The organism is Stenotrophomonas sp. PFBMAA-4 (assembly GCF_030053215.1).
Lineage (GTDB): Bacteria > Pseudomonadota > Gammaproteobacteria > Xanthomonadales > Xanthomonadaceae > Stenotrophomonas.
Window position 1 is genome coordinate 1 of record NZ_JASGBW010000046.1, and the last position, 24,157, is coordinate 24,157.

A 24,157-nucleotide genomic window follows, 5' to 3' on the forward strand; every position below is an offset into this window, starting at 1 on the left:
GTATGTGCGGCCTCATCGCCCTGCGCCTGCTCGATGCGCCAGGCCAGGCCGGCTTCGGCCAGCAGCCGGGTGACGAAGGCCCAGTCGGTTTCGCGGTACTGGGTGGTGATCGCACGCACAGGCAGTTCGGCCTGCACGTCGAAGCGGAACGCCGCCTGCGGGTAGTCGCCGAAGATCTGCTCGCAGATGGCGCGCGTATCCTGGTCCTGGAAGATCACCGCATTGCGGCGCAGGCGCAGCAGCGCGGTCCACGGGTCCAGGATCAGCCGGTAGCGGGCCAGGCCGCCATCGCTGCCCAGCTGGGCGGCCTCGGTGCACAGGCCATGCCACTGCCGCAGCGCGCCGTCGGCCTGGCGCAGCTGCAGGGTCAGCGGCTGTTCCAACCAGGGCGCCAGGTCGAGGAAGGCGTCAGTCGCCAGGCAGTCGATCTGCAGGCGGTTCTCGCCGCAGACCGATTCGGTGCCTTCGAAGCGCTCGACCACCCACGCTTCATGCAGGCCATGAAGCGTGAGCTGGCGAGGATGTTGGCTGCTGAGTGCAATGGCGCGTGCCAGTGCATGGATGGCGTCCATTGCCATGATGAGGGGTCAGCGAAGGGCAGGCGGTCACTGTCCGGCAAGGTTGCAGGGAGGGCCTTGTTGAAACCGTTCGAAGTGTGGGCAGACACGCAGATCGCCGCACAGGAGGGTGCAGATAGCGACAATCGGCGATGCCGGATTTGGCTGGGAATCCGGCTGAACGCGACAAGCTGGCGTGGATTGACCTCGCGATCCGCCGCCGCCGCACGTGTAGGCCGCGTCAGCGTGCCTGCCAAATCTCTCACGGGGCCTGACGCTCCGGCTCCCTAGGCTTGGGCCTTCCTTCCCCTGGGAGCTCCCATGACTGCTTCTTCCGTCCGCCTCCACATCGAAGACACCGGCGGTACCGGCCGCCCGGTCATCCTCATCCACGGCTGGCCGCTCTCGGCCGAGGCCTGGAAGGCACAGGTGCCGATCCTGCGCGACGCCGGCTATCGCGTAATCAGCTACGACCGGCGCGGTTTTGGCCGCTCGGAGAAGCCCACCGAAGGCTACGACTACGACACTCTTGCCGCTGATCTGGCAGCCCTCATCGAAGAGCGTGACCTGAAGGATATCAGCCTGGTCGGCTTTTCGATGGGCGGTGGTGAAGTTGCGCGCTACATCAGCAACCACGGTGAGGACCGCCTGCACAGCGTGGTCTTCGCTTCAGCCGTGCCGCCTTACCTGCTGAAGACGGACGACAATCCGGATGGCCCGTTGCCGCAGGCAAAGGCCGACGAAATGCGCCAGGGCCTGGAGAAGGACCGCGAGGAATTCTTCGACGGCTTCACCCGCGATTTCTTCAGTGCCAACGGTAAGCTGAAGGTGACCGAAGAGGAGCGCCAGGCAGCGATCGCGCTGTGCCACCAGTCCGACCAGACAGCGGCACTGGGGTGCATGAAGGCCTTCGCCACCACCGATTTCAGGGCTGACCTGAAGCGCGTGACCGTGCCTGCGCTGATTCTGCACGGCGACGCAGATGCGACCGTGCCGTTCGAAGGCTCAGGAAAGCGCACGCATGCGGCGCTGGCAGGCAGCGAGCTGGTGCTGCTGAAGGATGCGCCGCATGGCTGCAACACCAGCCATGCTGATGATTTCAATCTGGCGCTGCTGAACTTCCTGAAGAAGTAACCCTGCACGCGCATACTGCCACCATGCCCACCGCACGCACGCCCCCCTGGAAAAAGCCCAACCCGAAGGGGCAGAAGAAGCAGCCGCTGTCCGACGCGCAGAAGGCGGCAGCGCGGCAGCGCGCCGAGGAAAACGGCCGGCGCTACCCGAACCTGGTGGACAACATGTGGGCCGCCAAGCTGCCGCGGGGCTAGCGCGCGGGCTCGTCCTCCTCCATCGGCCAGGGTTCCCAGCCGTCTTCCCGCCAGGGCACCAGCGTGCGCTGCTGCATGTGGATGTCCTGCTCGGGCAGGCCACTGGCCTTGGCCAGTTCGCGCCGCAGCACGGCGGGATCGGCGCGGATGGGCATGGCGACCTGCAGCACATCACCCTGTTGGCGCACCAGCGGAGGCAGGACATCGGCGTGGTAGCCGTTGATGTAGGGCATGGGCCCGCGTGAATAGCGCGGCAGGACGATGTACTGCGGGGTGCGCACGACCACGGGCGCCCAACGCAGCAGCAGTTCGCCGTGCTGGTGCTGCACGATGCGCACCTCGGCCACGTTGGCGGTGTAGCCGAAGGCGTTGCGAACCATCACGTTGAAGCGCGCCGGGTTGGGCATCAGCCACGCCCACACGGCGATGATGGTGATGAACAGGGCTGCGCCCACGAATGACCACCACCGTGGCGCTTTCGCCTGAACCTTGTAGGTCAGCGATTCCGGATTCCTGCGCATGGCGCGCCAGTACCGTTTGCGTTGCCGGCGCGTGGGGCTGTGTGGCCCGAGCGGGGAGACCAGTACGCGGGGCGGCAGCTTGGCCAGCCGCGCATCGACCACCTTGATGAAGCCATACGCGGCCAGTGCGAACGGAATGCCGCAGGTGACCAGGCAGGCAAGCAGGTATAGCGCGTAGATCTGTGAGTCGCTCATTGCGTGGTGCGTGCTGCCGTCCTGTGCAGGACGTACATGATGGCCGAGATGGCGGCCGGTGTCGCTTCTGCCTGCCGACAGCGCCGCGCTGCGCCGCTAGGATGCCCAACCTTTGCTGGGATGCACCGCGTGGCCTACATGACTGCCCGCCTCAGGCGCCTCTGTGGCGCTGGACTGATGCTGTTCCTGTTGCACGGCCTGGCGCTGGCGTCGCTGGGTCTGGCAGTGAGCTATTTCCACCACCGCACGCAGCTGCTGCTGGAACCCTTCCCGATGCCACTGCTACCGGCATGTGGCGGCCACGACCCGGTGGCGCGCCTGCATGTGGCAGATCTGTTGCTGGCACGCGCGGGTGCGCTGGATGATTGGCAGCCTGTGTGCTGGGTGGTGGTGAGCGCGCTGCTGTCGTCGCTGCTGGGCGCGCTCGCGGTGAGCGTGAACCTGTTGCGCCGGACACGGAGCGGGCGCCGGCACCGCATCTGGGGGCTGTTCGGCCTGCATCTGCTGGTGCTGGGCCTGGGCATGCAGTTGCTGCGGCTGTACGAACAGGTGTGGACGGGCATGGTGACCGGCCTGCCGGCGGCATGCATGGTTGGTCCCACCTCCCTGGAAGAGGACGCAACGAGCGGGGCACATCGCACCGTGCCGCAGATGCTGGCCAGCGCTGGCTTGCCGGTGCCGCAGCTGCCCGATGCGCTGGCGATGGTCACAAGCGTGCTGCTGCTGGCGGCGATGGCGGTGGGGGTATGGCTGTGGCGGACGCTGCCGCTGCCGGCCGTTGAGTGATGCCGTGGACGGAGGGGGGGGCTACCCGGTTGTGGCGGTGATGAGTGTGGCTGTGGCGCGGTGAGCGCAGGTAAAGTGTCTGTTCCCACCGGAAACCGGAAGTACTGATGCGTTCGTTGCTGCGTGCGGTGCCGTTGTTGCTGCTTTCGCTGATGGCCCAGGCCGCGGAGGTCGATCGCCGTATCGCGGTGACCATCGACGACCTGCCGTGGGCGCGCCTGGACGAGATCGTGCCGCCTGATCTGCAGGCGCGTCATGATGCGCTGATGGCGCAGCTGCAGCAGGCGGGCGTGCCGGTGGTGGGCTTCGTCAACGGCAACAAGCTGGAAGTGGATGGCGTGGTGCAGCCGGCGCGGGTGCAGATGCTGCGCGACTGGCGCGATGCCGGTTACGTGCTGGGCAACCACACCTGGTCGCACATGGATCTGAACGCCAAGGGCGTGGCCGCGTTCCAGCAGGATTTCCTGCGCGGCGAGGACGTACTGAAGCCGTTGCTGGCCGAGCGCGGCCAGGTGCCGCAGTGGATGCGCCATCCGTACCTGCGGGCGGGCCGCACGCCGCAGGACCGTGCGGTGATGGACACCTTCTTTGCTGAGCATGGTTACCGCATTGCGCCGGTGACCGTCGACAACGGCGAATGGGTCTGGGCGTTCGCTTACGCCAACGTGATGAACGAACAGCCGGATTCACCCGAGCGCGCGGCCACCTTGGCCCGCCTGCGCAAGGGCTACGTGCCCTACATGCTGAACAAGCTGGACTACTACGAGCAGCAGTCGCAGGCGTTGCTGGGATATGCCCTGCCGCAGGTGTGGCTGATGCATGCCAACGAACTCAATGCAGCAACGTTTGCCGAACTGGTGGCCGCCACCAAGCGCCGCGGCTATCGCTTCGTTTCGCTGGAAGAGGCGCTGCGCGACCCGGCCTATGCGCGTGGCACCCAGGGCTACGACGGACGCTATGGCCCCAGCTGGCTGCATCGCTGGGCGATGGCCGAGAAGAAGCCGAAGGCGTACTACGGCAACGAGCCGGCAGTGCCGCAATGGGTGAAGACGCTGGCCAGGGTCGATTAGGAATGATGGCCGGCCGCTAGCCGTCAGCGCTTGACGGCCAGCACGCCGTCCAGCGCCAGCTCGGCCTTGAAGCCGGCCTTTTCCAGGCGCTTGGCGACTTCGCGCGGTACGTCGCGGCCGCTGGTCAGCTTGTTGGGCGCACCGGTGTAATGGAACAGGCGGCCACCCTTGCGGATGACGCGCGCGAGGTGGTCGTAGAACGCCTGCGAATACAACTCGCCGGCGATGCCGAAGCGCGGCGGGTCGTGCAGGATGGCATCGACGCTGTTGCTGGCCACCTGTTCGATCTGCTGCGAGACATCCCCCTGGCCGAACTGCAGGCGGCCACCGGCGGCGGCCGACTCCGGGTCGGGCGACCACGGGTTGAGCGTGCGCAGCCACATCACGTCGGCGTTCTTTTCGAACGAGCGGATCTGGCCGACGCCGGCTTCCAGCGCGCAGGCGGCAAAGTAGCCCAGGCCGCCGCAGGTATCGAGGATGGATTTACCTGCCGGGGCGACCAGTTCGACCTTGCGGCGGGCGTCCTCGAACGGCGACAGCTTGGAGGTCGGAAGCATCTTGATGCCATCGATCTCGAAGGTGGGCGCGCCCCACTCGGTGGGCACCAGCTTGATGAGCGAACCACTGAAGCGCGAGATCGGCGCGAAGCCCTCGCCATCCCAGTAGTACAGCGTGCGGTCCTTCAGCTTGCCCGGCCACGGGTACGGCCGGCCGCGGAAGTTGAAGCCCTCGGCGTCCAGGCCGACGGTATCCTGGCTGCGGCCCAGGTCGAGCGAGCCCTGCCAGTCGGCAGCGCCCTTGTCGTGCGCGCGGCGCAGGGCATCGGCGCTGTCGCGGGTGAGCAGGGGGCCGGTGTAATGGGGCACGGCGGATACCGGGGCTGGGCGGGGGAGGGCATGGTACCCGACCGGCCGTGAGCCCTGCAGGGACGGGCCGGGTCTCTGTCAGGGGGCACTGCTGCAGCCAAAGCCGTGCGTGGTGCCCGGGCCGGCGAGAACACTGACACCTTCGGAAGGACTACCGCCCTGCAGCGCGCAGGCGCGGCGATGCGCGGCCTGGGTTGCGGGCGGCTGCCGCACGTATTCGTAGAGCATGCTGCCGTCATCCAGCAGCTGCCAGTGCACGGTGACCCGCGTGCGATGTCCGTCGTCCGTTTCCCAGTCAATCGTACGCAGTACCAGCGTGCGGCCATCGTCGGTCTGCCGTACCTCGTCATAGGCGCCGGTGGTGGTGACCGGCACGACGGCAAGCAGCAGCGGCAACAGCATGGCGTGGCCCCAAAAGTGGCCAGCCTCAGGTCCGCAGCAGCGCAATACCATCAGGAAAGTTGCAGATCAGTCGCACTTCACCGCATACACCGGCCCTGCACCGATCAGCAGCAGGGCCATATAGTCGCTGTCGCCCGCCTTGGCCTTCAGCGAGGCGCCCCGCTTGGTATGGAACAGGCCGAAGCCGCCAGCGCTGCGGATCAGGGCACTGTCGATCTGTTCGGCATCGTCGCGGAAGTAGCGGGCGATGTCGGTGCGGCTGGCCTGGGTCAGTGCGTTGGGCTCGCGTTGCCAGTGGCCGTCGCGCTCGAAGGAGACAAAGTACTGCCCGCCTTCCTTGTCGATGCGGAACTCGGCGGGTTTGCGCGTGCTGGTGGTGAAGCAGCCCTGCAGGGGATCGGAGGAGAACGGCAGCTGGGTATCGCCGGAACAGGCGCCCAGCAGCAGGAGGGTGCCGGGCAGCAGCAGGCGGAGCGCGCGCATGGGATGTCCCGACGGGGCAGGTGCAGCTAGTGTAGGGCGAGGGCAGGGCCTGCCCGTACCGATAATCGGCAAGAACTGGGGAGCAGCGATGGCACAGGGCAAGGCACCGTGGTGTGGGCTGGCAAGCTGGCTGGGGCTGCTGGCCGGGTGGGGCGCTGGTTGGCTGGCGGCGCTGGCCTTTGGCGGCAGCGCACCGGCGGCCGGGCTGAGCGTGGGGGTGCTGGCCTCGGCAGTGGTCGGGTTGGGGCTGGCCGTGGCGGCGCGGGCCCGGGATGAGCGCCATGCGTGGCTGGGCATCGGCGGCGCGCTGTTGAGCGCACTGCCGTTGAAGCTCTACCTGTTGCGGATGCTGTTCAAGCTGTAGGCGCCCGCATTGGTAGAGTCGAGCTTGCTCGACTGCTTTGGCTTCGGGCAGGAGCAGTCGAGCAAGCTCGACTCTACGATCTGGCGCACTGCGGCATCACGCCGTGCGATGGATTTCCAGCGTCACGTGCACCAGTTCTTCGTGCACGGCGAGCGCTTGGCGCAGCTGGTCGGCATCCAGATCGACATCGCTGGTGACCACGCTGGCAGCCACCGCGTACTTGCCGCGGCCCACCTGCCACACATGCAGATCGGCCAGGCGTGCCGGCCAGGGCCCCTGTTCGATCACTTCGCGTACTTCCGCGACCACCGGCGCGTCCATCTGCGCATCCAGCAGCACGCGGCCACTGTCGCGCAGCAGGCCGACGGCCCAGACCGTCACCAGCACGGCGCCAACCAGGCCCATCACCGGGTCCAGCCAGGCGGCGCCCCACAGCTTGCCGCCGAGCAGTGCAACGATGGCCAGCACCGAGGTCGCGGCGTCGGCCAGCACATGCATGTAGGCCGAGCGCAGGTTGAGGTCGTGGCCATGGGCATGACCGTGCGCGTGATCGTGGTGGTCATGGTCATGGTCGTGTCCATGCGCGTGGCCGTGATGGTGGTGGGCATGGCCCGGGCTGTCGTGCAGCCACCACGCGCACAGCAGGTTCACGCCCAGGCCGACCACGGCGATGAGGATGGCCTCGTCGTAGTGGATGGGCGCAGGCACCCACAGGCGCTGCAGCGACTGCACGGCCATCAGTGCGGCCACGCCGAGCAGGGCAATGGCGCTGGTGTAGCCGGCCAGGATCTCGATCTTCCAGGTACCGAAGGCAAAGCGCGGGTCGTGCGCGTAGCGCCGTGCGCAGCGGTAGGCGAACACCGAAAGGCCGAGCGCCAGGGCGTGCGAGCTCATGTGCCAGCCATCGGCCAGCACGGCCATGGAGTTGAACCACCAGCCACCGAAGATCTCGATGAACATCATGCTGACGGTGAGCCACATGGCACGGCGGGTATTGCGTTCGGCCAGTGGATTGCCGTCGTCGAAGCGATGGTCGTGGCGGCGGGAGGCGGCGAGGGCGTCCAGGTGCATGGGGGCATTCATGAGTGGAAGGATACCCCCATAGGGTATACGATACGGCCATGGCACATGTACACAAGAACCGGAAACAACTGCTGACCCGGGTGCGCCGCATCGGCGGCCAGGTGGCGGCGCTGGAGCAGGCACTGGACCGCCCGGAGGGCGCGGCGGGCGACTGCGCGGACGTGCTGGTGCAGGTGGCCGCCGTGCGTGGCGCGGCGCACAGCCTGCTGATGGAGCTGCTGCACGAGCACCTGCAGGAACACGTCGTGGCCGCCGAGGACCCGCAGCAGCGGGCGGCGGAAGCCGAAGTACTGGTGGAACTGCTGCGCCGCTACGGCAAATGACCCGGTAGTGCCGGCCGCTGGCCGGCACTCCGCCGGCTGCGTCGTGGCCGTTTAATGTTATATAGTAACATTTCCATCCGCAGCCCTTCGCCCCGCATGAACCCTGTTTCCCGCGCCGACCGCCGCCTGCCGGTCACCGTGCTGTCCGGCTTCCTGGGGGCCGGCAAGACCACGTTGCTCAACCAGATCCTGCGCAACCGCGATGGCCTGCGCGTGGCGGTCATCGTCAACGACTTGAGCGAGGTCAACATCGATGCGCAGCTGCTGCGCGACGGTGGTGCCGAGCTGCGCCGCACCGAGGAAACGCTGGTGGAGTTCAGCAACGGCTGCATCTGCTGCACCCTGCGCGACGACCTGCTGCAGGAAGTACGCCGCCTGGCCGATGCCGGGCGCTATGACTACCTGCTGATCGAATCCACGGGTATCGGCGAGCCCATGCCGGTGGCTGCCACCTTCGCCGTACGCGACGAGCAGGGCTTCAGCCTGAGCGACATCGCGCGCCTGGACACGATGGTGACCGTGGTCGATGGCAGCGCGTTCCTCGCTGATTTCGGATCGACCCTGCGCCTGGCCGAGCGTGGCCAGCAGGCCGGCCCGGACGATGACCGTGGCGTGGTGGACCTGCTGTGCGAGCAGGTGGAGTTTGCCGATGTGATCGTGGTGAGCAAGGTCGACCAGGCCGATGAGGACGTGCTGCAGGACACGCTGGCGGTGCTGCGCGGCCTGAACCGCGATGCGAAGCTGCTGCTGTCCACGTTTGGCGATGTGCCGCTGCGCGAGCTGCTGGACACCGGACGCTTTGACTTCGACCGTGCACAGCAGGCACCAGGTTGGGTGAAGGAACTGCGTGGCGAGCACACGCCGGAAACCGAGGAGTACGGCATCGGTAGCTTCGTCTATCGCTCGCGCCGGCCGTTCCACCCGGGGCGTTTCGCCCGCGCACTGCAGGAGGGCATGCCCGGTGTGATCCGCAGCAAGGGCTGGTTCTGGCTGGCCAACCGCATGGACTGGGTGGGCGAGTTGAGCAGCGTGGGGGCGGCGACGCGTACGCAGGCGGCTGGCTTCTGGTACGCGGCGCGCGAGCGCGTGCGTGCCGGCAATGAGGACACCACACCGCTGTTGCCGCCGACACCGCTGCCGTACAGCGACCTGGGCTGGGCGCGGCAGCAGGCCGACTGCTGGAGCGCGCCGCTGCCGGGGCGGGAGGAATTCCCGGATGGCGAGGCACACGCGGCGATGGCCCGCCTCTGGCACCCGCTCTGGGGCGACCGCAGGCAGGAGTTGGTGGTGATTGGCGTGCACATGGATGAGCGTGCGGTGCGCGCGGCGTTGGATGCGTGCCTGCTCAACGACAGCGAACTGCGCGCGGGGCCGTTGTTGTGGCAGCAGTTGCCGCAGGCGTTCCCGGTGTGGAAGCGCTGAGGGCAGAAGCATCCACGCGTGGCGTGGCTCTACTGGACCGCGTACATCCACGCGGTACGTGGATGGCGGGGCACACCCGGATCAGTAGATCCACGCCATGCGTGGATGGCGGGGCACGCCCGGATCAGTAGATCCACGCCATGCGTGGATGGCGGGGCACAACCAGACCAGTAGATCCACGCCATGCGTGGATGGCGGGGCACGCCCGGATCAGTAGATCCACGCCATGCGTGGATGGCGGGGCACAACCAGACCAGTAGATCCACGCCATGCGTGGATGGCGCGGTCATCGGGCCGGGGTCAGAGCCCTTTTGCGTGGCAAAAGGGATCCGACCCCGGGTCTGCTACAACGCGTCGCGCCACTGCCAGCCATCGCCGCCCACCTTCAGCACCTGCGTTGGCCGCAACGCACGCAGCAGGTGGGTGTCATGGCTGACCATCACCAGTCCGCCTTCCCACGCACCCAGCAGCGATTCCAGTGCCTGTAGTGCCGTCAGGTCCAGCGCGTTGCCGGGCTCGTCCAGCAGCAACAGCTGCGGTGCCGGTTGCGCGTAAAGCACGCTGGCCAGCGCACCCTTTACCCGCTCGCCGTCGCTGAGGCTGCTGGCGGGGCGCTGGATGCGGTGTGCATCCAGCCCGAGCAGGGCCAACCGTGTGCGCAGCTCGGCCGGGTCGGCGGCCGCGTTGGCCGCCTGCACGGTGTCGAGGATGCTGCGCTCGCCAGCCAGGGCCAGCAGTTGCTGGTCGAGCAGGGCCAGCGGTGCGTGCCGCTGCACCTCGCCCGCACGCGCCTGCAGCTGCCCGGCCAGTACGCGCAGCAGGGTGGATTTGCCGCTGCCGTTGTCGCCCACCACGGCGATGCGCTGGCCACGGCGGATCTCCAGCTGCAGCGGTGCGCTGCAACCGTGCGGCAGCACCAGATCGTGTGCCTGCAGCAGGCGCGCGCTGCCACGCTCGCCATCGCTGGCAAACAGGGCAAGTTCGGGGGCGGCCTGCACGGCTGCCGCCGCACTGCGCAGCTGCTGCGCGCTGGCCTGCAGGCGGTCGGCCTGGATCTGCTGCGCGCGGCCCCGGGTGGCCTCCGCACGCTGCTTCTGCCCGCCCAGCAGGATCGGTGCCTGGTTGGCCTGCTTGGCATCGCGGTTGCCGCGCGCTTGCCGCTGCTGCTGGCGTTCGTGCTGTTCGCGCGCGCTGCGTTGCTGCTGGCGGTGCTGCGCGCGGGCATGGTCGAGCTGCGCGGCGGCGGCATCGCGCTCGGCCGCGCGCGCGTCGGCATAGTGCTGCCAGGGCCCGCCATAGCGGTGCAGCCCGCGTGCATCCAGTTCCACGATCTGCTGCATGTTGGCCAGCAGTTCGCGGTCGTGGCTGATGACCAGCAGCCCGCCCGGCCAGCGCTGCAGCTGCTGGTACAGCTGCTGGCGGTTGCGCGCATCCAGATGATTGCTGGGCTCGTCGAGGATGAGCCAGTCGGCACCGCTGGCCCATCCGCCGGACAGGGCCACGCGCATGGCCTGGCCGCCACTGAGGCGTGCGGCTGGCTGGGTGGGCTGCAGGTCATCGGGCAGGCCGAAGGCATGCCACTGCTGCTGCAGGCGTTCGCGCAGGTCCCAGCGGTCGCCGACGCAGGCGAAGTCCGCTTCGTCGATGCTGCCGGCTTCGATGCGCGCCAGCGCGGCCAGTGCATCACCGACGCCGGCCAGTTCGCCGACCGAGCCGCGCGGCGGATAGCCGGGCGTGGGCAGCAGGAAGACCCGGCCGCTGCTGCGTACCTGGCCGCTGTCGGGCAGCAGTTGCCCGGACAGCAGGCGCGCGAGCACGCTCTTGCCGGTGCCATTGGCGCCAACGAGGCCGGTGGCCACCGGTTCAAAGGAAAACGACAGTTCGGAAAACAGCGATCGGCCATCGGCCAACCGATAGGACACGCGATCGAGCGCGAGGGAATGCGTGGTCATGCGACCTCCATGGGATGCCTGGTTCTCCCCTGCGCACAGGGGCGGGAAGAGTCGGGCCGTCTAGTTGAAAGACGGCGGCATCACTGGCGCATCGGTCGCGAGCCTCTTGGAGGAATGAGGGGGGATTATAGCGCTGGTGGCTGAATGGTCGCGGTGGCGATGCCCCTTCATCCACGCATGGCGTGGATCTACCGGGCTACGGGACGGTGATGCCTCGTCATCCACGCATGGCGTGGATCTACCGGGCTACGGGACGGTGATGCCTCGTCATCCACGCATGGCGTGGATCTACTGGGTTACGGGACGGTGTCCAGCCGCGCCAGGCGATAGTGTGCGGCCGGGCTACGGCACGGTGTCCAGCCGCGCGCCGATGAAGTCGATGAACACCCGCAGCTTCGGCAGCACGTGGCGGCCGGAGGGCCACAGCAGGTGGAAGGTGCCGCAGGAATGCACGTGTTCGTCGAGCACGGTGACCAGGCGGCCCTCGGCGAGGGCATCGCGGACCGAGTGCACCGGCACGAAGGCCAGACCGATATCGCGCAGGGCCAGTTCCACCCGCGCTTCGATGGTATTGGCGACCATGTGCACCGGCAGGTCCTGCGCAGCCTGTTCGTCCGGCCACTGCACCGGCCACGGCTCGAGCTTGCCGCTGCTGGGGAACTTGTAGTGCAGCAGGGTGTGCTGCGGCAGGTCGGCCGGGGCCTTGGGCACGCCGCGCCGCTGCAGGTAGGACGGTGAGGCGACGATGCGCCGTGGAAACACGCCCAGGCGCCGGGCATTCATCCGCGAATCGCTCGGTTCGCCGACACGCAGCACGGCATCGAAGCCTTCCTCGATGACATCGACCAGGCGGTCGCTGAAATCCAGGTCGAGGCGGATGTCCGGATAGGCGGCCATGAAATCGGCCAGCAACGGCAGGGTCAGGTCGCCCACCAGCGGCAGGCTGATGCGCAGCGTGCCGCTGGGTGCGGCGTGCGGCTGGGCCAGTTCGGTGCGTGCAGCATCGCGCTCGGCGAGGATGCGGCGGCAGCGCGCCAGGAACAGCTGGCCCTCGGCGGTGAGGGTGATGCTGCGCGTGCTGCGATGGAACAGGCGTACGCCCAGCGCGTGTTCCAGCCGCGCCACGCACTTGCCGGCGGCCGAGGCGGAGATGCCCTGCAGGCGGCCGGTCTCGACGAAGCTGCGGGTGTCGGCGGCATGCACGAAGGTCTGCAGGTTGGCGAGGTTGTCGAGGACGGACATGGGCGGCGCAGCGGGAAAACCGCAGGGTAGGGCCAGTTGCAGCGTGCGGCTAGGTGGCCGTTGCAACACTGCGGTTCAACACCGCTGCGCTGGCAGCCCGCCCGTGCTGTCCGTGCAGGGCGCCGATTGCGGACCTGCCGGTCCGCGAAGCGCGGAGCGCCGCCCCGCTTTTTGCATCGGCGCGCGCTGCCTAAGGTGGCGGCCCTCCCCCCAAGGATTGCCCCATGAATGCTCTTCCTGTCGACGCATCCACGCCCACACTGCCCGGCGTGGACCGTGTACTGCAGCAGGCCCATCCGCAGCGCCTGGTGGGTGCGGTGGTGCTGGTGCGCGAACACGGCGTGCTGCGCCATGCCAGCGCCAGCGGCATGGCCGACCGCGAGGCGGGTACGCCGATGCAGCGCGACCAGCTGTTCCGCCTGGCCTCGGTGAGCAAGCCGCTGCTGACCACGGTGATCCTGCGCCTGGTGGCCGACGGCGTGCTCGATCTGGATGCACCGGTGCAGCGTTGGCTGCCGACGTTCCGCCCGGCGCTGGCCGATGGCAGCGTGCCGCCGATCAGCCTGCGGCAGCTGCTGAGCCATAGCAGTGGCCTGGGCTACCGCTTCCTCGAAGCCGACGCCGCAGGGCCCTATGCGCGTGCCGGCGTCAGCGATGGCATGGACGCCAATCCGGTGAGCCTGCAGGACAACGTGCAGCGCATCGGCCAGGTACCGCTGCTGTTCGCACCGGGCAGCCAGTGGCTGTATTCGCTGGGCGTGGATGTGGCCGGTGCCGTGGCCGAAGCGGCGAGCGGGCAGACCCTGCAGCAGCTGTTTGATCGCCTGCTGGCACAGCCGCTGGGACTGCGCGATACCGGCTTCAGCACGGCGCAGGGCGCGCGCCTGGCGACGCCCTATGTGAGCGATGCGCCGCAGCCGCACCGGCTGCAGGAAGGCGAGGTCGTCGCGCCCTTCGACGGCACGGTGGGCATCGAATACAGCCTGGCACGCGCCACCGACGACAGTCGCTACGCCTCGGCCGGTGCAGGGCTGGTCGGCAGCGCCGATGAGGTGATGACCGTGCTCGAAGCGCTGCGCGATGTGCAGGCGTCTGCGTTGCTGCCGCCGGAACTGGCGGCAGAGATGGGCCGCGTGCAGGCCGGCGAGCAGGGGCCGGCCGATCCGCCGGGCTGGGGCTTCGGCCTGGGCTTTGCGGTGCTGCGCGACCCGGCCGCCTCAGGCACGCCACAGGGCGTGGGCACGTGGCGCTGGGGCGGTGCCTACGGCCACAGCTGGTTCGTCGACCCGGCGCGTGGCCTCAGCGTGGTGGCGCTCACCAACACCCTGTACGAGGGCATGCACGGCGCGTTCGTCGATGACCTGCGCGATGCGGTGTACCGCGATCTGGAGGCGGCGCAATGAGCGGCCATGCCATCGACGCATCGTCGCCTGCAGGTGAAGCAACGCGGTTGCCGTGGAATGGACTGCTGGCCCTGGCCGGGGGCAGCTTCATCACGCTGTTGACCGAGACCCTGCCGGCGGGCGTGCTGCGGCCGATGGGGCAGAGCCTAGGCGTGAGCGATGCGGCCGTGGGCCAGCTGGTGAGCGTGTATGCACTGGGATCGGTGCTGGCGGCGCTGCCCATGACCGCGCTGACCCAGCGGCTGCCCCGCCGGCCGTTGCTGCTGGCGGCGATTGCCGGCTTCGTTGTGGTCAACGCACTGACGGCGCTGACCAGCAACTACACGCTGCTGCTGGTGGTGCGCTTCCTGGCAGGCGTGGGGGCGGGCCTGTTGTGGTCGCTGGTGGCCGGCTATGCCGCGCGCCTGGTGGTGCCGGCGCTGCAGGGACGGGCGATTGCGGTGGCGATGGTGGGTTCGCCATTGGCGCTGTCGCTGGGGGTGCCGGCGGGCACGCTGCTGGGCCAGCAGATCGGCTGGCGCTGGGCGTTCGGCCTGATGGCGCTGCTGGCGGTGCTGCTGCTGGCCTGGGTGCGCTGGGCGGTTCCTGCACTGCCGCCGGCGGGCGGCGGCCAGCGGGTGCCGCTGGGCACGGTGTGGCGCCTGCCCGGCGTGCGCAGCACCCTGCTGGTGATGGCGCTGTACGTGCTGGCGCACAACGTGCTGTACACCTATATCGAGCCGCTGGCGATCCTGGCCAACGCGCAGCACTGGCTGGACCGCGTGCTGCTGGCCTTTGGCGTGGCCGCCGTTGCCGGCATCGGCATTGCCGGCTGGGGCGTGGATCGCCATCTGCGCGCGCTGGTGTGGGCGGCGGTGGCCGGCTTCGTGCTGGCGGTGGCGGCGCTGCTGCTGTGGCCGGGCGTGCCGCAGGTGCTGCTGCTGGCCAGCGTGCTGTGGGGCGTGGCGTTTGGCGCGGTGCCGACGCTGTTCCAGACCGCCGTGGCCCGCCGTGCCGGTGCCGCGGCCGACCTGGCGCAGTCGATGCTGGTGACCGGCTGGAACCTGGCGATTGCCGCAGGCGGCGTGGCGGGTGGCGTGGTGCTGCAGTCGGTTGGCGCAGGGCAGCTGGCGTGGTTGCCGCTGCTGTTGCTGGCCGTGTGCGCGGCGTGGTTGTGGGTGAGGCCGAAGGCCTGGGTGTAGCGGCGGTTGCATGGGGTTGCCGGCCAGCGGCCGGCACTACCAGGCCCGCGTCATCCACGCATGGCGTGGATCTACTGAGCGCAGCGACCCGCGTTTGCCTTTGCTCTTTCTGTTGATTCCGTGGTCGGACGCCGCAGCCTACCCGCCCGGCCAACCCTCGGATTACGGCCGCCCCGCCACGAGGGGCTCCGCCGTTGGCCGTCATTCTTCCGCGCCGGCCTGTTCGATCGGCACGCTGCGTGGGTTCTGCATGTCCTCGCGCGCGGCGCCGTAGCGCTGCTGGCGCTGGTGGTGGAAGGCGATGAACGCATCGCGCGGCAACGGGCGCGAGAACAGCCAGCCCTGCCCGAACTGCACCTGCTGGCTGTGCAGGTAGGCCAGCTGCGGTTCGGTTTCCACGCCTTCGGCCACCACCCACAGGCCCAGTTCCCTGGCCATGTCGATGATGTGCGGGGTGACCGGGCTGGTGGCGCTCTCGGTGCCGATGGCATCGACGAACGACTTGTCGATCTTCAGCGCATCCAGCGGCAGCTGTTCCAAATACTGCAGGCTGGAATAGCCGACGCCGAAATCGTCGATGGCGATGCTGTGGCCGGCGCGGCGCGCAGCGGCCAGCATGGTGCGTGCACGGTCGGCATCGAGGAAGCCGCGTTCGGTGGCTTCCAGCCAGATCTGCTGCGGCAGGATGCCGCTGCCGGCCATGCGCTGGGTGATCGACTTCAACGCGCGGCCGCTGATGATGTCCTCGGCCGCGAGGTTGATGGCGATGTGCGCGCTGCGGTCCTGCACCAGCAGGTCACGCATGTCCGACACCACGTTCTCGATCACCAGGTCGGTGAGCGCGGTGATCAGGCCGTGCTCCTCGGCCAGCGGCACGAAGATGTCCGGCCGCACCTGGGTGCCGTCGGGGCGCTGCCAGCGCACCAGGGCTTCGGCGCCGACGCAGATGCCGGTCTCCAGCTCGATGATGGGCTGGTAGTGCAGGTACAGCTCGCGGCGGCGGATGGCGATGGCCAGCTCGCCACGCAGCGAGAGGCGGCGGCGCGACAGCCAGATCACCACGCCGGTGCCGATGCCGGCCAGCAGCAGCCCCACCGGCACGAACAGCCAGGCCTGCTGGCGGAAGGTGGCCGCCAGCGCGGTGCGCGGCCCGGTGGCGATGGCCAGCCACTCGTTGTTGCGGGCAGTGGCGTACAGGGTGTCGTTGTCGAGGCCCTCGCCGGGCTCGCGCAGCAGCCGCGCCAGCAGGGCCTCGTCGATGCCGCTCTGCTTGGACAGCAGGCGGCCGTCGGGGCTGGCCAGGGCCAGGCGCACCTGCGGGTCGGCGATGACATCGACGAAACGGCGCGGGTCGACCAGCGTGTCGTAGGAGCCGTACAGGATGGACAGCACCTTGCGCTGCTCGGTGGCCTGCGGGCGCACGTCCACCTTGATGCCGGCGCCATCGCTGGTGACGTGGTCCGGGGTGGGCTGGGCGACATTCCCCTCGAACGCACCCCACGAGGTGCACCGCAGCTTGCCCGCTTCGAAGTAACCCATCTGGTCGACCGAGGGCGTGGTCATCACCAGCGTCTGCAGGCGCCGCACGTGCGCGGCGCTGCACGGGGGCAGGCGCGACGCTTCGGCCGACTTCAGTACGGCCAGCGATTCCTGGTAGGAGACGTCGGCGCGACGCAGGGCGCGTCCGGCGATCTCGTGCAGGCGCCGCTGTTCCAGGCCGACGGCGCTGTTCCAGGTGGCATAGACCATCGCGGCGATCGGCACGATGGCCACCAGGATCGACAGCAGGGTCGCGCCGATGATCACGCCCAGGCGGCTCATGGCAGGGTTTCCAGCGGGCGGGGCAGGGCGCTGCGCATGGCGGGCCGGTCCTTGGTCGGATGCGCTATCTGAGCATGTTGCAGCGCCGGGGGAAATGGGCGGGGCCACCAAGGGGCCGTATTGGGCTGAAAGCGCTGCGATTTGACGCGTCCACCCAGCGGGACGCTGGCGCTCGGCGCCGCAGAGGACTACCGTCGGGGGCTTCACCCGCCCCTTCCCGCGCCCATGACCGAGCCCGCCACGCCCCCCGAACACCTGCGCCGCAGCCTGTCCAACCGCCACCTGCAACTGATCGCCATCGGCGGTGCCATCGGTACCGGCCTGTTCATGGGGTCGGGCAAGACCATCAGCCTGGCCGGCCCGTCCATCCTGTTCGTCTACCTCATCATCGGCGCGATGCTGTTCTTCGTGATGCGCGCGATGGGCGAGCTGCTGCTGTCCAACCTGCAGTACAAATCCTTCATCGATTTCTCCACCGATCTGCTCGGCCCCTGGGCCGGGTTCTTCTGCGGGTGGACGTACTGGTTCTGCTGGATCGTCACCGCCATCGCCGATGTCATCGCCATCGCCGCCTATGCGCAGTTCTGGTTCCCCGAACTGCAGGCCTGGATACCCGCACTGCTGTGCGTGATGCTGCTGCTGGGCCTGAACCTGGTGACGGTCAAGCTGTTCGGCGAAATGGAATTCTGGTTCGCGCTGATCAAGATCGTGGCCATCTGCGCGCTGATCATCACCGGTGCCGGCCTGGTCGCGTGGGGCTTCACCTCGCCCAGCGGGCATACCGCTTCGCTGTCCAACCTGTGGAATGACGGCGGCATGTTCCCGATGGGCCTGGTCGGCTTCTTCGCCGGTTTCCAGATCGCGGTGTTCGCCTTCGTCGGCATCGAGCTGGTGGGCACCACCGCCGCCGAAACCGCTGACCCGGAGCGCAACCTGCCCAAGGCGATCAACTCGATCCCGGTGCGCATCATCATCTTCTACGTGCTGGCCCTGGTGGCGATCATGGCGGTGACGCCGTGGCGCCAGGTGGTGCCGGACAAGAGCCCGTTCGTGCAGCTGTTCGTGCTGGCCGGCATTCCCGCTGCGGCCAGCCTGATCAACTTCGTGGTGCTGACCTCGGCCACCTCGTCGGCCAACAGCGGCATCTTCTCCACCAGCCGCATGCTGTACGGCCTGGCCGAAGAGGGCCACGCCCCGCGCGGCCTGTCGCGCCTGTCGCGCGCGGCGGTGCCGGCCCGCGGCCTGCTGTTCTCGTGCCTGTGCCTGCTGGGCGGCACCCTGCTGATCTACCTGATCCCGAACCTGGTGACCGCCTTCACCCTGGTGACGACGCTGGCGACGGTGCTCTTCATCTTCGTCTGGTCGCTGATCCTGGTGGCCTACATGGTCTACCGCCGCCGCTACCCGGAACGCCATGCGGCGTCGATCTTCAAGATGCCCGGCGGCGTCGCCATGTGCTGGGCGTGCCTGGTGTTCTTCGCTGGCGTGCTGGTGCTGCTGAGCCTGCAGGCCGACACCCGCCAGGCCCTCGTGGCCAGCCCGGTGTGGTTCGTGCTGCTGGGTGCGGGGTATTGGCTGCGGAGGCGGGCGGGGTAGAGTCGACCGTTGGTCGACTATCGCGCGCAGCGCGGGGTTTTCGCGTTCTGATCGGGAGAGCAGTCGACCAACGGTCGACTCTACCGGGATTCACCAGAATTTCGCGGGCGCGGCCGGATCATCCGGCCGCCATGACCCTCCGCCTCGTCCTCATTGCGCTGTTGCTGCTGCCGGGCCTGGCCAGCGCCCGCACGGTCTACCGCTGCGTGCAGGGCAACACGATCAGCCTGGCCACCGCGCCGGAGCCAGGCTCGCGCTGTACGCCGAAGGAGATCGACGACAACGCCATCCAGGCCCCCAACCTGTGGGGCAACATGGGCGTCTTCAGCGGCGTGCTGTACGAACGCGAGCAGGACGGGGCGCTGGTCTATTCCACCCGCAACCTGCCCGGTTCGCGCGTGTTCCTGAAATTCACCGTCGCCACCCCGCCCGGTGAGCCGGCCCACGAAGGCCTGGGCAAGGTCGGCAAGCCGCAGCTGGCCCAGCATGCCAAACAGTTCAAGGCGGCCGCCAAGGCTACCGGTGTCGATGACGCCTGGCTGCGCGCGATCGCCCATGCCGAGAGCAACTTCGATGCGCTGGCCGTCTCCAGCAAGGGCGCGCAGGGGGTGATGCAGCTGATGCCCGATACCGCGCTGGAATACGGCGTGCGCGATCCGTTCTCGCCGCAGCAGTCCATCGACGGCGGTGCCCGCTACATGCGTGCGCTGCTGCGGCGCTACAACGGCGATCGCGCGCTGTCGGCGGCCGCCTACAACGCCGGCATCGGTGCGGTGACCCGCTACAGGGGCGTGCCGCCGTATGCCGAAACCCTGGCCTACGTGGACAAGGTGATGGCGCTGTACGCGCGCTACCGGGAAGCGATGGGCATCCGCAGCGAAGTGCCTGCGAAGTAGCGCTTACTCGAAGGGGTAGAGCGCATGCCGCCCGCGTGTGCCGACGGCGGCGATGGCCTCGCGTACATCGCCGCGCTGCAGCAGCTGCTGCAGGAGCACGTCACGTTCGGCGGCCAGTGGCCACCTCGGAATATCACCGTACTGCTGTGCTTCCTGCAGCATGTTCTGCCGGGTATCCACACTGCGCAGACGTCGGATGATCTCTGCTGCGGCGTCGTCCTGGCGGCCCTGGGCCAGCAGCGCATGCAGGTAAGGATCGCGATCATTGCCCTTGCGACCGGCAATGGCGGCGGTCGCGCGCGCCACGGCCGCCGCGTCACCCAGTTGCTGGTAGGCCACCACCCGGACCAGATCGGCCACGCTCTTTCCGTATTCGCTGATGTCGTGCAGTTCTTCCATCAGGGCCAGGGCCTGCGCGGGCTGCCGGTCATCGGCCAGCCACAGGGCCAGGTTCAACTGCTGGCCGACAGCGGCATGGCCATCTGGACCGAAGGACATGGCGTGGCGCAGCGTGGCGACCGCCGCGTCGGTCTGTCCGAGCCGGCGCTGCGCTTCCGCGCGCAGGTTGAGCAGCCAGGCCGTCTCCATCAGGGCCTCATCGTCGTGCACAAAGAACGCGGGCGTGGCGTCGGCGAACGGCGCGCTGGCCTCGAGCAGGCCCGTGTTGTCGCCGGCCTGCAGCAGGGCGGTCAGCAACGCAGTGACGCGCGGCAGCTGGTCCGGACGTGCCTGCACGTTGGCGCGCAGCAGGGCCACGTAGGCGGGCAGCGCAGCTTCGGCGGAGAGCGGTGTGGCGCGGGCCGCCATCGCGGCATCGAAGCGGCGATCAATGCTCAGGTGCAGCAGTGGCATCGGCTGATCGATACGCGCGACCGTGCGCTGCAGGGCCTCGGTCTGGCCTGCGTCGGCCTGCAGTTCGGCCAGCCGTTGCCATCGGAACTGGGGATCCTGGCCCTCATCGGTCCACCGCGCATCAAACAGCGCCTGCAGCAGCGGCTGAAGCGCTGCATTGTCGTCCCGCAGGGCCTGTGTCAGATGGTTGACCAGCACTGGCTCGAAGCGTGCAGTGGCATTGTCACCGTTCCACGCCAGAGCCTCGCACAGGGCACGTGCAGCGTCGGCAGGGCGGCCGGCGCGCGCATAGAACAGCGATCGCGTATCCCGCGGATAGGCCCGCTCCGGCGTGAGCACCTGCGCCTTGCGCAGCAGGGCCAGCGCCTCGTCGGTATGCGTGTCCACCAGGGTCAGCCAGGCCTCCAGTTCGTAGACATTGGCCTGCATTTCGTTGCCGCTGCGCGCCAGTTGCGGGTCGGCCCGCAGGCGTGCCAGCAGTGCACGGGCGCGCGTGTAATCGCCCTGCTGGGCGGCAGTCCAGCCCATTGCCAACTGCTCGGACGGGGTGGCCTCGGACATCGCGCTGGCCAGCTTCTGTGGAGGAAGATTCGCGGCCCATGTCGCAGGCACGAAGCAGAACGAGAGTGCCAGCAGGGCGCGGGGAAACGGAGCGGACACACGAACTGGCATGCAGGCGACCCTTCCATGGAGTGCGCTGATTGAAGCCCGATTGCAGGGCGAGCACAAGCACCGCCCTCGACGCGGTTGCAGCCAGCGTCTATCGTCGTGGCCTCTTTCAGGGCAGGGCGAACGCGAGCGATGGCACGGCGGCAATGGATGGCAGTGGGTGTGGTGGTGGCAACGGCAGCTGCGCTGGCCGCGACCTGGTGGGAACGCCCCGCACAGGCACCGGACGCGCCCGTTGGCCCGCAACCCACGCCGCTGGCCTGGACCGCGCAGATCGAGCCAATGGCCGGTGATGGCCACCCCGGCGACCGCGACGGCGCCTCGGCGCAGGCGCGTTTCGCCGAACCCTATGCACTGCTGCGCAGAGCCGATGGCAGCGTGTACTTCACCGATGCCGGCGACAACAACCGCATTCGCCGCCTTCTGGCCGATGGCCGCGTTGAAACGGTGGCCGGGCAGGGCGAGGGCCTGGCCGATGGGCCGGGCCTGCAGGCCCGCTTCAATACGCCGTCGGGCATTGCCGCCGATGCGCAGGGCAACCTGTACGTGGCCGACACCGGCAACCACGCGATCCGCCGCATCGGCACCGATGGCCAGGTGACCACCGTGGCCGGTGGCACCCAGGGCTTCGCTGATGGCCCGGCGGCGCAGGCGCGCTTCGATGGCCCGATGGGCATCGCCGTGGATGCGCAGGGCCAGGTGTTCGTGGCCGATACCTGGAACGACCGCATCCGGGTGATCGGCACCGATGGCAACGTGCGTACCCTGGCCGGTGGCGATCGCCCGGGCTTCGCCGATGCGGTGGCGGGCGAGGCCCGCTTCGACACACCGGTGGCGCTGGCCTTCGATGCGCACGGTGCGCTGCTGGTGGCCGACTTCTTCAACAACGCGGTGCGCCGCGTCGGCGCCGATGGCACGGTCAGCACCGTGGTCGGCAACGATGGGGTGATCAACGGACCGCTGTCGCTGGCCACGACCCACGATGGCGTGCTGTACGTGGGTGATTTTGCCGGGCGCCTGGTGCAGGTGACCCCGCAGGGCCACCAGGTGACGCTGCTCGGCAACGACCGGCTGCCACGCTTGGCCCGGCCCAGCGGGCTGGCCGTGGAAGACGATGGCAGCCTGCTGGTGGCCGACGCCGCCGGCTATCGCGTGCACCGCGTGCGCCCGCTGGCGGTGGGCGTGCTGCCTGCACCCGCGCTGGTGGGCCCGGCCGCGGATGCCGCATTGCCCGACACTGGCGGTCGCTGGCCGCTGGCCCCGCAGGAGGGCTGGCATGAAGTGGTTGGCACGCTGGGCGAAGTGCGCGGCACCTTCACTGGCGAAAGCCGCCACCACCTTCACGGCGGCTTCGATGTGCGCGGCGACGTCGGCCAGACCGTGCTGGCCATCGCCGACGGCAAGATCAGCAGTCCGATCGCGGCCTGGAGCCTGGGTGGCCAGGCCGAAGGGCTGGCGGTGGGGCGCTTGAACTACATCCACATGCGCGTGGGCCGCACGCCCGCCGGCCAGCCGTTCGACGCGCGCTGGCAGCCGCTGTACGGCGAGGACGGCAAGCTGGAGCGCATCCGCGTGCGCCGTGGCACGCGCATCCACGTGGGCGACCGCCTGGGCAGCATCAACAGCCAGGCGCACGTGCATCTGCAGGTGGGCACCAGCGGTTTCGAGACCAATGCGGTGGCGCTGGGCTTCACCGGTTACGCCGATCACTTCGCACCGCGTATCACCGATGTCGGCCTGCTGGATGACAACGACCAGCCGCTGGCCGCCGGCAGCGATGGCGTGGTGATGCTGGCCCGGCAGGGGCGTGGCGTGCAGATCGTGGTGGAAGCGTGGGACCAGGTGGACAACAACCTGCCGCGCCGCCGCCTGGGGCCGTACCAGGTGGGCTACCAGATCCTCGATGCCGCCGGGCAGCCGCTGCAGGGCTACGAGCAGCCGCGCTGGAACATCGTGTTCAACCGCATGCCGCCGCAGAAGCAGGCGGTGAAGGTGGCCTATGCGCCGGACAGTGGCATCACCGTGCATGGCAGTGCGGTCACGCGGTTCCGTTACCTGGCCACCAACACCGTGCGCGACGGGTTGATGGAAACCGGGCGCTGGCAGCCGGCGGCCTTGCCGCCGGGCGAGTACATCATCCGCGGCAGTGCGCGCGACTACAGCGGCAATGAAGGCATCGGCAGGCGCGAGATCAGGGTGCGGCTGCTGCCATAGCCGCGGCCGGTGCGCCGCAGCGTTCGCGCTCGGCGTCCATGTCTTCCAGTGGCCGCACCTCGATGCTGCCGAAGCGCGCCCACGGGAAATCGCGGGCGATGCGCATGGCTTCGTCGCGGTCGCGTGCGCGGATGAGGTTGAAGCCGGCCAGCAGTTCGCGGGTTTCGGCGAAGGGGCCATCGAGCACGCGGCTGTGGCCATCGCGCACGCGCAGGGTCTGGGCGGTGTCGACGGGTTGCAGTTTCTGCGCGGCGAGCAGGGTGCCTTCGGCCTGCAGCTGATCGGCGTGGGCGAGGCAGTCGCGCATCAGGGCATTGAACTCTTCGCTGGGCAGGGCCTGCAGCAGGGCGGGTTCGATGTAGATGAGGAGCAGGTACTGCTGCATGGCACGGTCCTGGCGGGGGCGGGGTTCCATGATGGCGCAGGTTTGCCTGCGGGCATGCTGCAGCGCGAAAGGCCGCCTGCGGCGGGGGATCAGCGAATGGCGGAGCCCCTCCGTGGTGGGGTTGGGTTGGTCGCCAGAAGCGGGGCTCTCCGGGCTTGGCCGGTCGGGGTGGGGGCGCGGGACACGCCGTAAACCCATCCCTGGGGGCTCGTAGGCGCCATCCATGGCGCCTGCGGTCCCGCGCCCCCACCCCGACCGGCCCTGGACAGGTTCACGCGGCTGACCCACCACGGGAAATCAACAGCAAAAACAGAAAGCGGGTCGCTTCGCTCGCACAGCCGAGGCTGCCAGCCAACCGCTTTTGCTTTTGCCTTTTTCTCTTGATCTTCCGTGGTGGGCGCGCGGGAACGTGTCCGTGGCCGGGAGGGTGGGTTGGCTGGGGGCGTGAGCCGCATGGATGCGGCGACCGAGCCTTATCTGATTGGAATCTGGCAGCGTAGGTGTCGAGAGCCGGCGTGGGCCGCCGTATGAGCCTGGATCTCGACG

23 protein-coding genes are annotated in these 24,157 nt (G+C 68.8%); 12 read left to right on the plus strand and 11 right to left on the minus strand.

Features of this window, described 5'->3' with window-relative positions:
• Window positions 1-578 (minus strand): type VI secretion system Vgr family protein (locus QMZ26_RS19960; protein WP_283222462.1); only part of this gene is annotated, 578 nt, incomplete at its 3' end.
• A 300-nt stretch (window positions 579-878) separates the two neighbouring features.
• On the opposite strand from QMZ26_RS19960, the gene QMZ26_RS19965 reads away from it, so the two are divergent.
• Window positions 879-1,691 carry an alpha/beta hydrolase gene (locus QMZ26_RS19965; protein ID WP_283222463.1) on the plus strand — a complete coding sequence of 271 codons (813 nt, stop codon included), beginning with the start codon at window positions 879-881 and terminating at the stop codon, window positions 1,689-1,691.
• A 23-nt stretch (window positions 1,692-1,714) separates the two neighbouring features.
• Window positions 1,715-1,885, plus strand: coding sequence for a hypothetical protein (locus tag QMZ26_RS19970; protein WP_174208929.1), 171 nt, complete (start codon window positions 1,715-1,717; stop codon window positions 1,883-1,885).
• Here QMZ26_RS19970 and QMZ26_RS19975 read toward each other — a convergent pair.
• Window positions 1,882-2,601: a hypothetical protein gene (locus tag QMZ26_RS19975; RefSeq protein ID WP_283222464.1), complete on the minus strand. Its 720-nt coding sequence runs from the start codon at window positions 2,599-2,601 to the stop codon at window positions 1,882-1,884. The two genes, QMZ26_RS19970 and QMZ26_RS19975, sit on opposite strands and share 4 nt — an antisense overlap.
• Window positions 2,602-2,640: 39 nt before the next feature.
• On the opposite strand from QMZ26_RS19975, the gene QMZ26_RS19980 reads away from it, so the two are divergent.
• Both QMZ26_RS19980 and QMZ26_RS19985 read left to right on the plus strand, forming a co-directional pair.
• Entirely contained in the window at window positions 2,641-3,387 is a 747-nt protein-coding gene (locus tag QMZ26_RS19980; RefSeq protein WP_283222465.1) for a hypothetical protein, read from the plus strand.
• Window positions 3,388-3,494: 107 nt separating this feature from the next.
• Entirely contained in the window at window positions 3,495-4,457 is a 963-nt protein-coding gene (locus QMZ26_RS19985) for a polysaccharide deacetylase family protein (RefSeq protein WP_283222466.1), read from the plus strand.
• 23 nt (window positions 4,458-4,480) lie between these two features.
• On the opposite strand, the gene QMZ26_RS19990 is transcribed toward QMZ26_RS19985, so the two are convergent.
• The 3 genes from QMZ26_RS19990 to QMZ26_RS20000 all read right to left on the minus strand — a co-directional run bounded on the left by QMZ26_RS19990 (window position 4,481) and on the right by QMZ26_RS20000 (window position 6,208).
• On the minus strand, window positions 4,481-5,323 hold the full coding sequence (locus QMZ26_RS19990; RefSeq protein WP_283222467.1) for an MnmC family methyltransferase: 843 nt from the start codon (window positions 5,321-5,323) through the stop codon (window positions 4,481-4,483).
• 78 nt (window positions 5,324-5,401) lie between these two features.
• On the minus strand, window positions 5,402-5,725 hold the full coding sequence (locus QMZ26_RS19995; protein WP_283222468.1) for a hypothetical protein: 324 nt from the start codon (window positions 5,723-5,725) through the stop codon (window positions 5,402-5,404).
• A gap of 66 nt (window positions 5,726-5,791) precedes the next feature.
• Window positions 5,792-6,208 carry a hypothetical protein gene (locus QMZ26_RS20000; RefSeq protein ID WP_283222469.1) on the minus strand — a complete coding sequence of 139 codons (417 nt, stop codon included), beginning with the start codon at window positions 6,206-6,208 and terminating at the stop codon, window positions 5,792-5,794.
• A gap of 88 nt (window positions 6,209-6,296) precedes the next feature.
• Here QMZ26_RS20000 and QMZ26_RS20005 point away from each other — a divergent pair, with 88 nt between their 5' ends.
• Window positions 6,297-6,572 (plus strand): hypothetical protein, encoded by a 276-nt coding sequence (locus QMZ26_RS20005; RefSeq protein WP_079220447.1) that lies wholly within the window; start codon window positions 6,297-6,299, stop codon window positions 6,570-6,572.
• A gap of 96 nt (window positions 6,573-6,668) precedes the next feature.
• On the opposite strand, the gene dmeF is transcribed toward QMZ26_RS20005, so the two are convergent.
• Window positions 6,669-7,643 (minus strand): CDF family Co(II)/Ni(II) efflux transporter DmeF, encoded by a 975-nt coding sequence (gene dmeF, locus QMZ26_RS20010; RefSeq protein WP_283222470.1) that lies wholly within the window; start codon window positions 7,641-7,643, stop codon window positions 6,669-6,671.
• A 50-nt stretch (window positions 7,644-7,693) separates the two neighbouring features.
• On the opposite strand from dmeF, the gene QMZ26_RS20015 reads away from it, so the two are divergent.
• Complete coding sequence (locus QMZ26_RS20015) at window positions 7,694-7,978, plus strand: metal-sensing transcriptional repressor (RefSeq protein WP_079220449.1); 285 nt, start codon at window positions 7,694-7,696, stop codon at window positions 7,976-7,978.
• A gap of 96 nt (window positions 7,979-8,074) precedes the next feature.
• Complete coding sequence (locus QMZ26_RS20020) at window positions 8,075-9,400, plus strand: GTP-binding protein (protein ID WP_283222471.1); 1,326 nt, start codon at window positions 8,075-8,077, stop codon at window positions 9,398-9,400.
• Window positions 9,401-9,744: 344 nt separating this feature from the next.
• On the opposite strand, the gene QMZ26_RS20025 is transcribed toward QMZ26_RS20020, so the two are convergent.
• Together QMZ26_RS20025 and QMZ26_RS20030 are read right to left on the minus strand one after the other, a co-directional pair.
• Complete coding sequence (locus tag QMZ26_RS20025; RefSeq protein ID WP_283222472.1) at window positions 9,745-11,352, minus strand: ATP-binding cassette domain-containing protein; 1,608 nt, start codon at window positions 11,350-11,352, stop codon at window positions 9,745-9,747.
• Between the two features lie 342 nt (window positions 11,353-11,694).
• A complete protein-coding gene (locus QMZ26_RS20030; protein WP_283222473.1) occupies window positions 11,695-12,594 on the minus strand; it encodes a LysR family transcriptional regulator in 900 nt (299 codons plus the stop codon).
• A 224-nt stretch (window positions 12,595-12,818) separates the two neighbouring features.
• Here QMZ26_RS20030 and QMZ26_RS20035 point away from each other — a divergent pair, with 224 nt between their 5' ends.
• Both QMZ26_RS20035 and QMZ26_RS20040 read left to right on the plus strand, forming a co-directional pair.
• On the plus strand, window positions 12,819-13,997 hold the full coding sequence (locus QMZ26_RS20035; RefSeq protein ID WP_283222474.1) for a serine hydrolase domain-containing protein: 1,179 nt from the start codon (window positions 12,819-12,821) through the stop codon (window positions 13,995-13,997).
• Window positions 13,994-15,178 carry an MFS transporter gene (locus tag QMZ26_RS20040; protein WP_283222475.1) on the plus strand — a complete coding sequence of 395 codons (1,185 nt, stop codon included), beginning with the start codon at window positions 13,994-13,996 and terminating at the stop codon, window positions 15,176-15,178. Before QMZ26_RS20035 ends, QMZ26_RS20040 begins: the two co-directional genes overlap by 4 nt.
• A 201-nt stretch (window positions 15,179-15,379) precedes the next feature.
• Here the strand turns inward: QMZ26_RS20040 and QMZ26_RS20045 are convergent, their stop codons facing one another.
• Window positions 15,380-16,999, minus strand: a complete 1,620-nt coding sequence (locus QMZ26_RS20045) for an EAL domain-containing protein (RefSeq protein ID WP_283222476.1) — start codon at window positions 16,997-16,999, stop codon at window positions 15,380-15,382.
• A gap of 225 nt (window positions 17,000-17,224) precedes the next feature.
• On the opposite strand from QMZ26_RS20045, the gene cycA reads away from it, so the two are divergent.
• The gene (cycA, locus tag QMZ26_RS20050) at window positions 17,225-18,595 is read left to right on the plus strand and encodes a D-serine/D-alanine/glycine transporter (protein WP_150455129.1); all 1,371 of its coding nucleotides are present in this window, start codon (window positions 17,225-17,227) and stop codon (window positions 18,593-18,595) included.
• 131 nt (window positions 18,596-18,726) lie between these two features.
• Entirely contained in the window at window positions 18,727-19,491 is a 765-nt protein-coding gene (locus tag QMZ26_RS20055) for a lytic transglycosylase domain-containing protein (protein WP_283222477.1), read from the plus strand.
• Between the two features lie 3 nt (window positions 19,492-19,494).
• Here the strand turns inward: QMZ26_RS20055 and QMZ26_RS20060 are convergent, their stop codons facing one another.
• On the minus strand, window positions 19,495-20,904 hold the full coding sequence (locus QMZ26_RS20060; protein WP_283222478.1) for a hypothetical protein: 1,410 nt from the start codon (window positions 20,902-20,904) through the stop codon (window positions 19,495-19,497).
• A 240-nt stretch (window positions 20,905-21,144) separates the two neighbouring features.
• Here QMZ26_RS20060 and QMZ26_RS20065 point away from each other — a divergent pair, with 240 nt between their 5' ends.
• Window positions 21,145-23,226, plus strand: coding sequence for a gluconolaconase (locus tag QMZ26_RS20065; protein ID WP_283222479.1), 2,082 nt, complete (start codon window positions 21,145-21,147; stop codon window positions 23,224-23,226).
• On the opposite strand, the gene QMZ26_RS20070 is transcribed toward QMZ26_RS20065, so the two are convergent.
• On the minus strand, window positions 23,204-23,611 hold the full coding sequence (locus QMZ26_RS20070) for a YciI family protein (RefSeq protein ID WP_079225071.1): 408 nt from the start codon (window positions 23,609-23,611) through the stop codon (window positions 23,204-23,206). The genes QMZ26_RS20065 and QMZ26_RS20070 overlap by 23 nt on opposite strands.
• Window positions 23,612-24,157 lie beyond the last annotated feature (546 nt).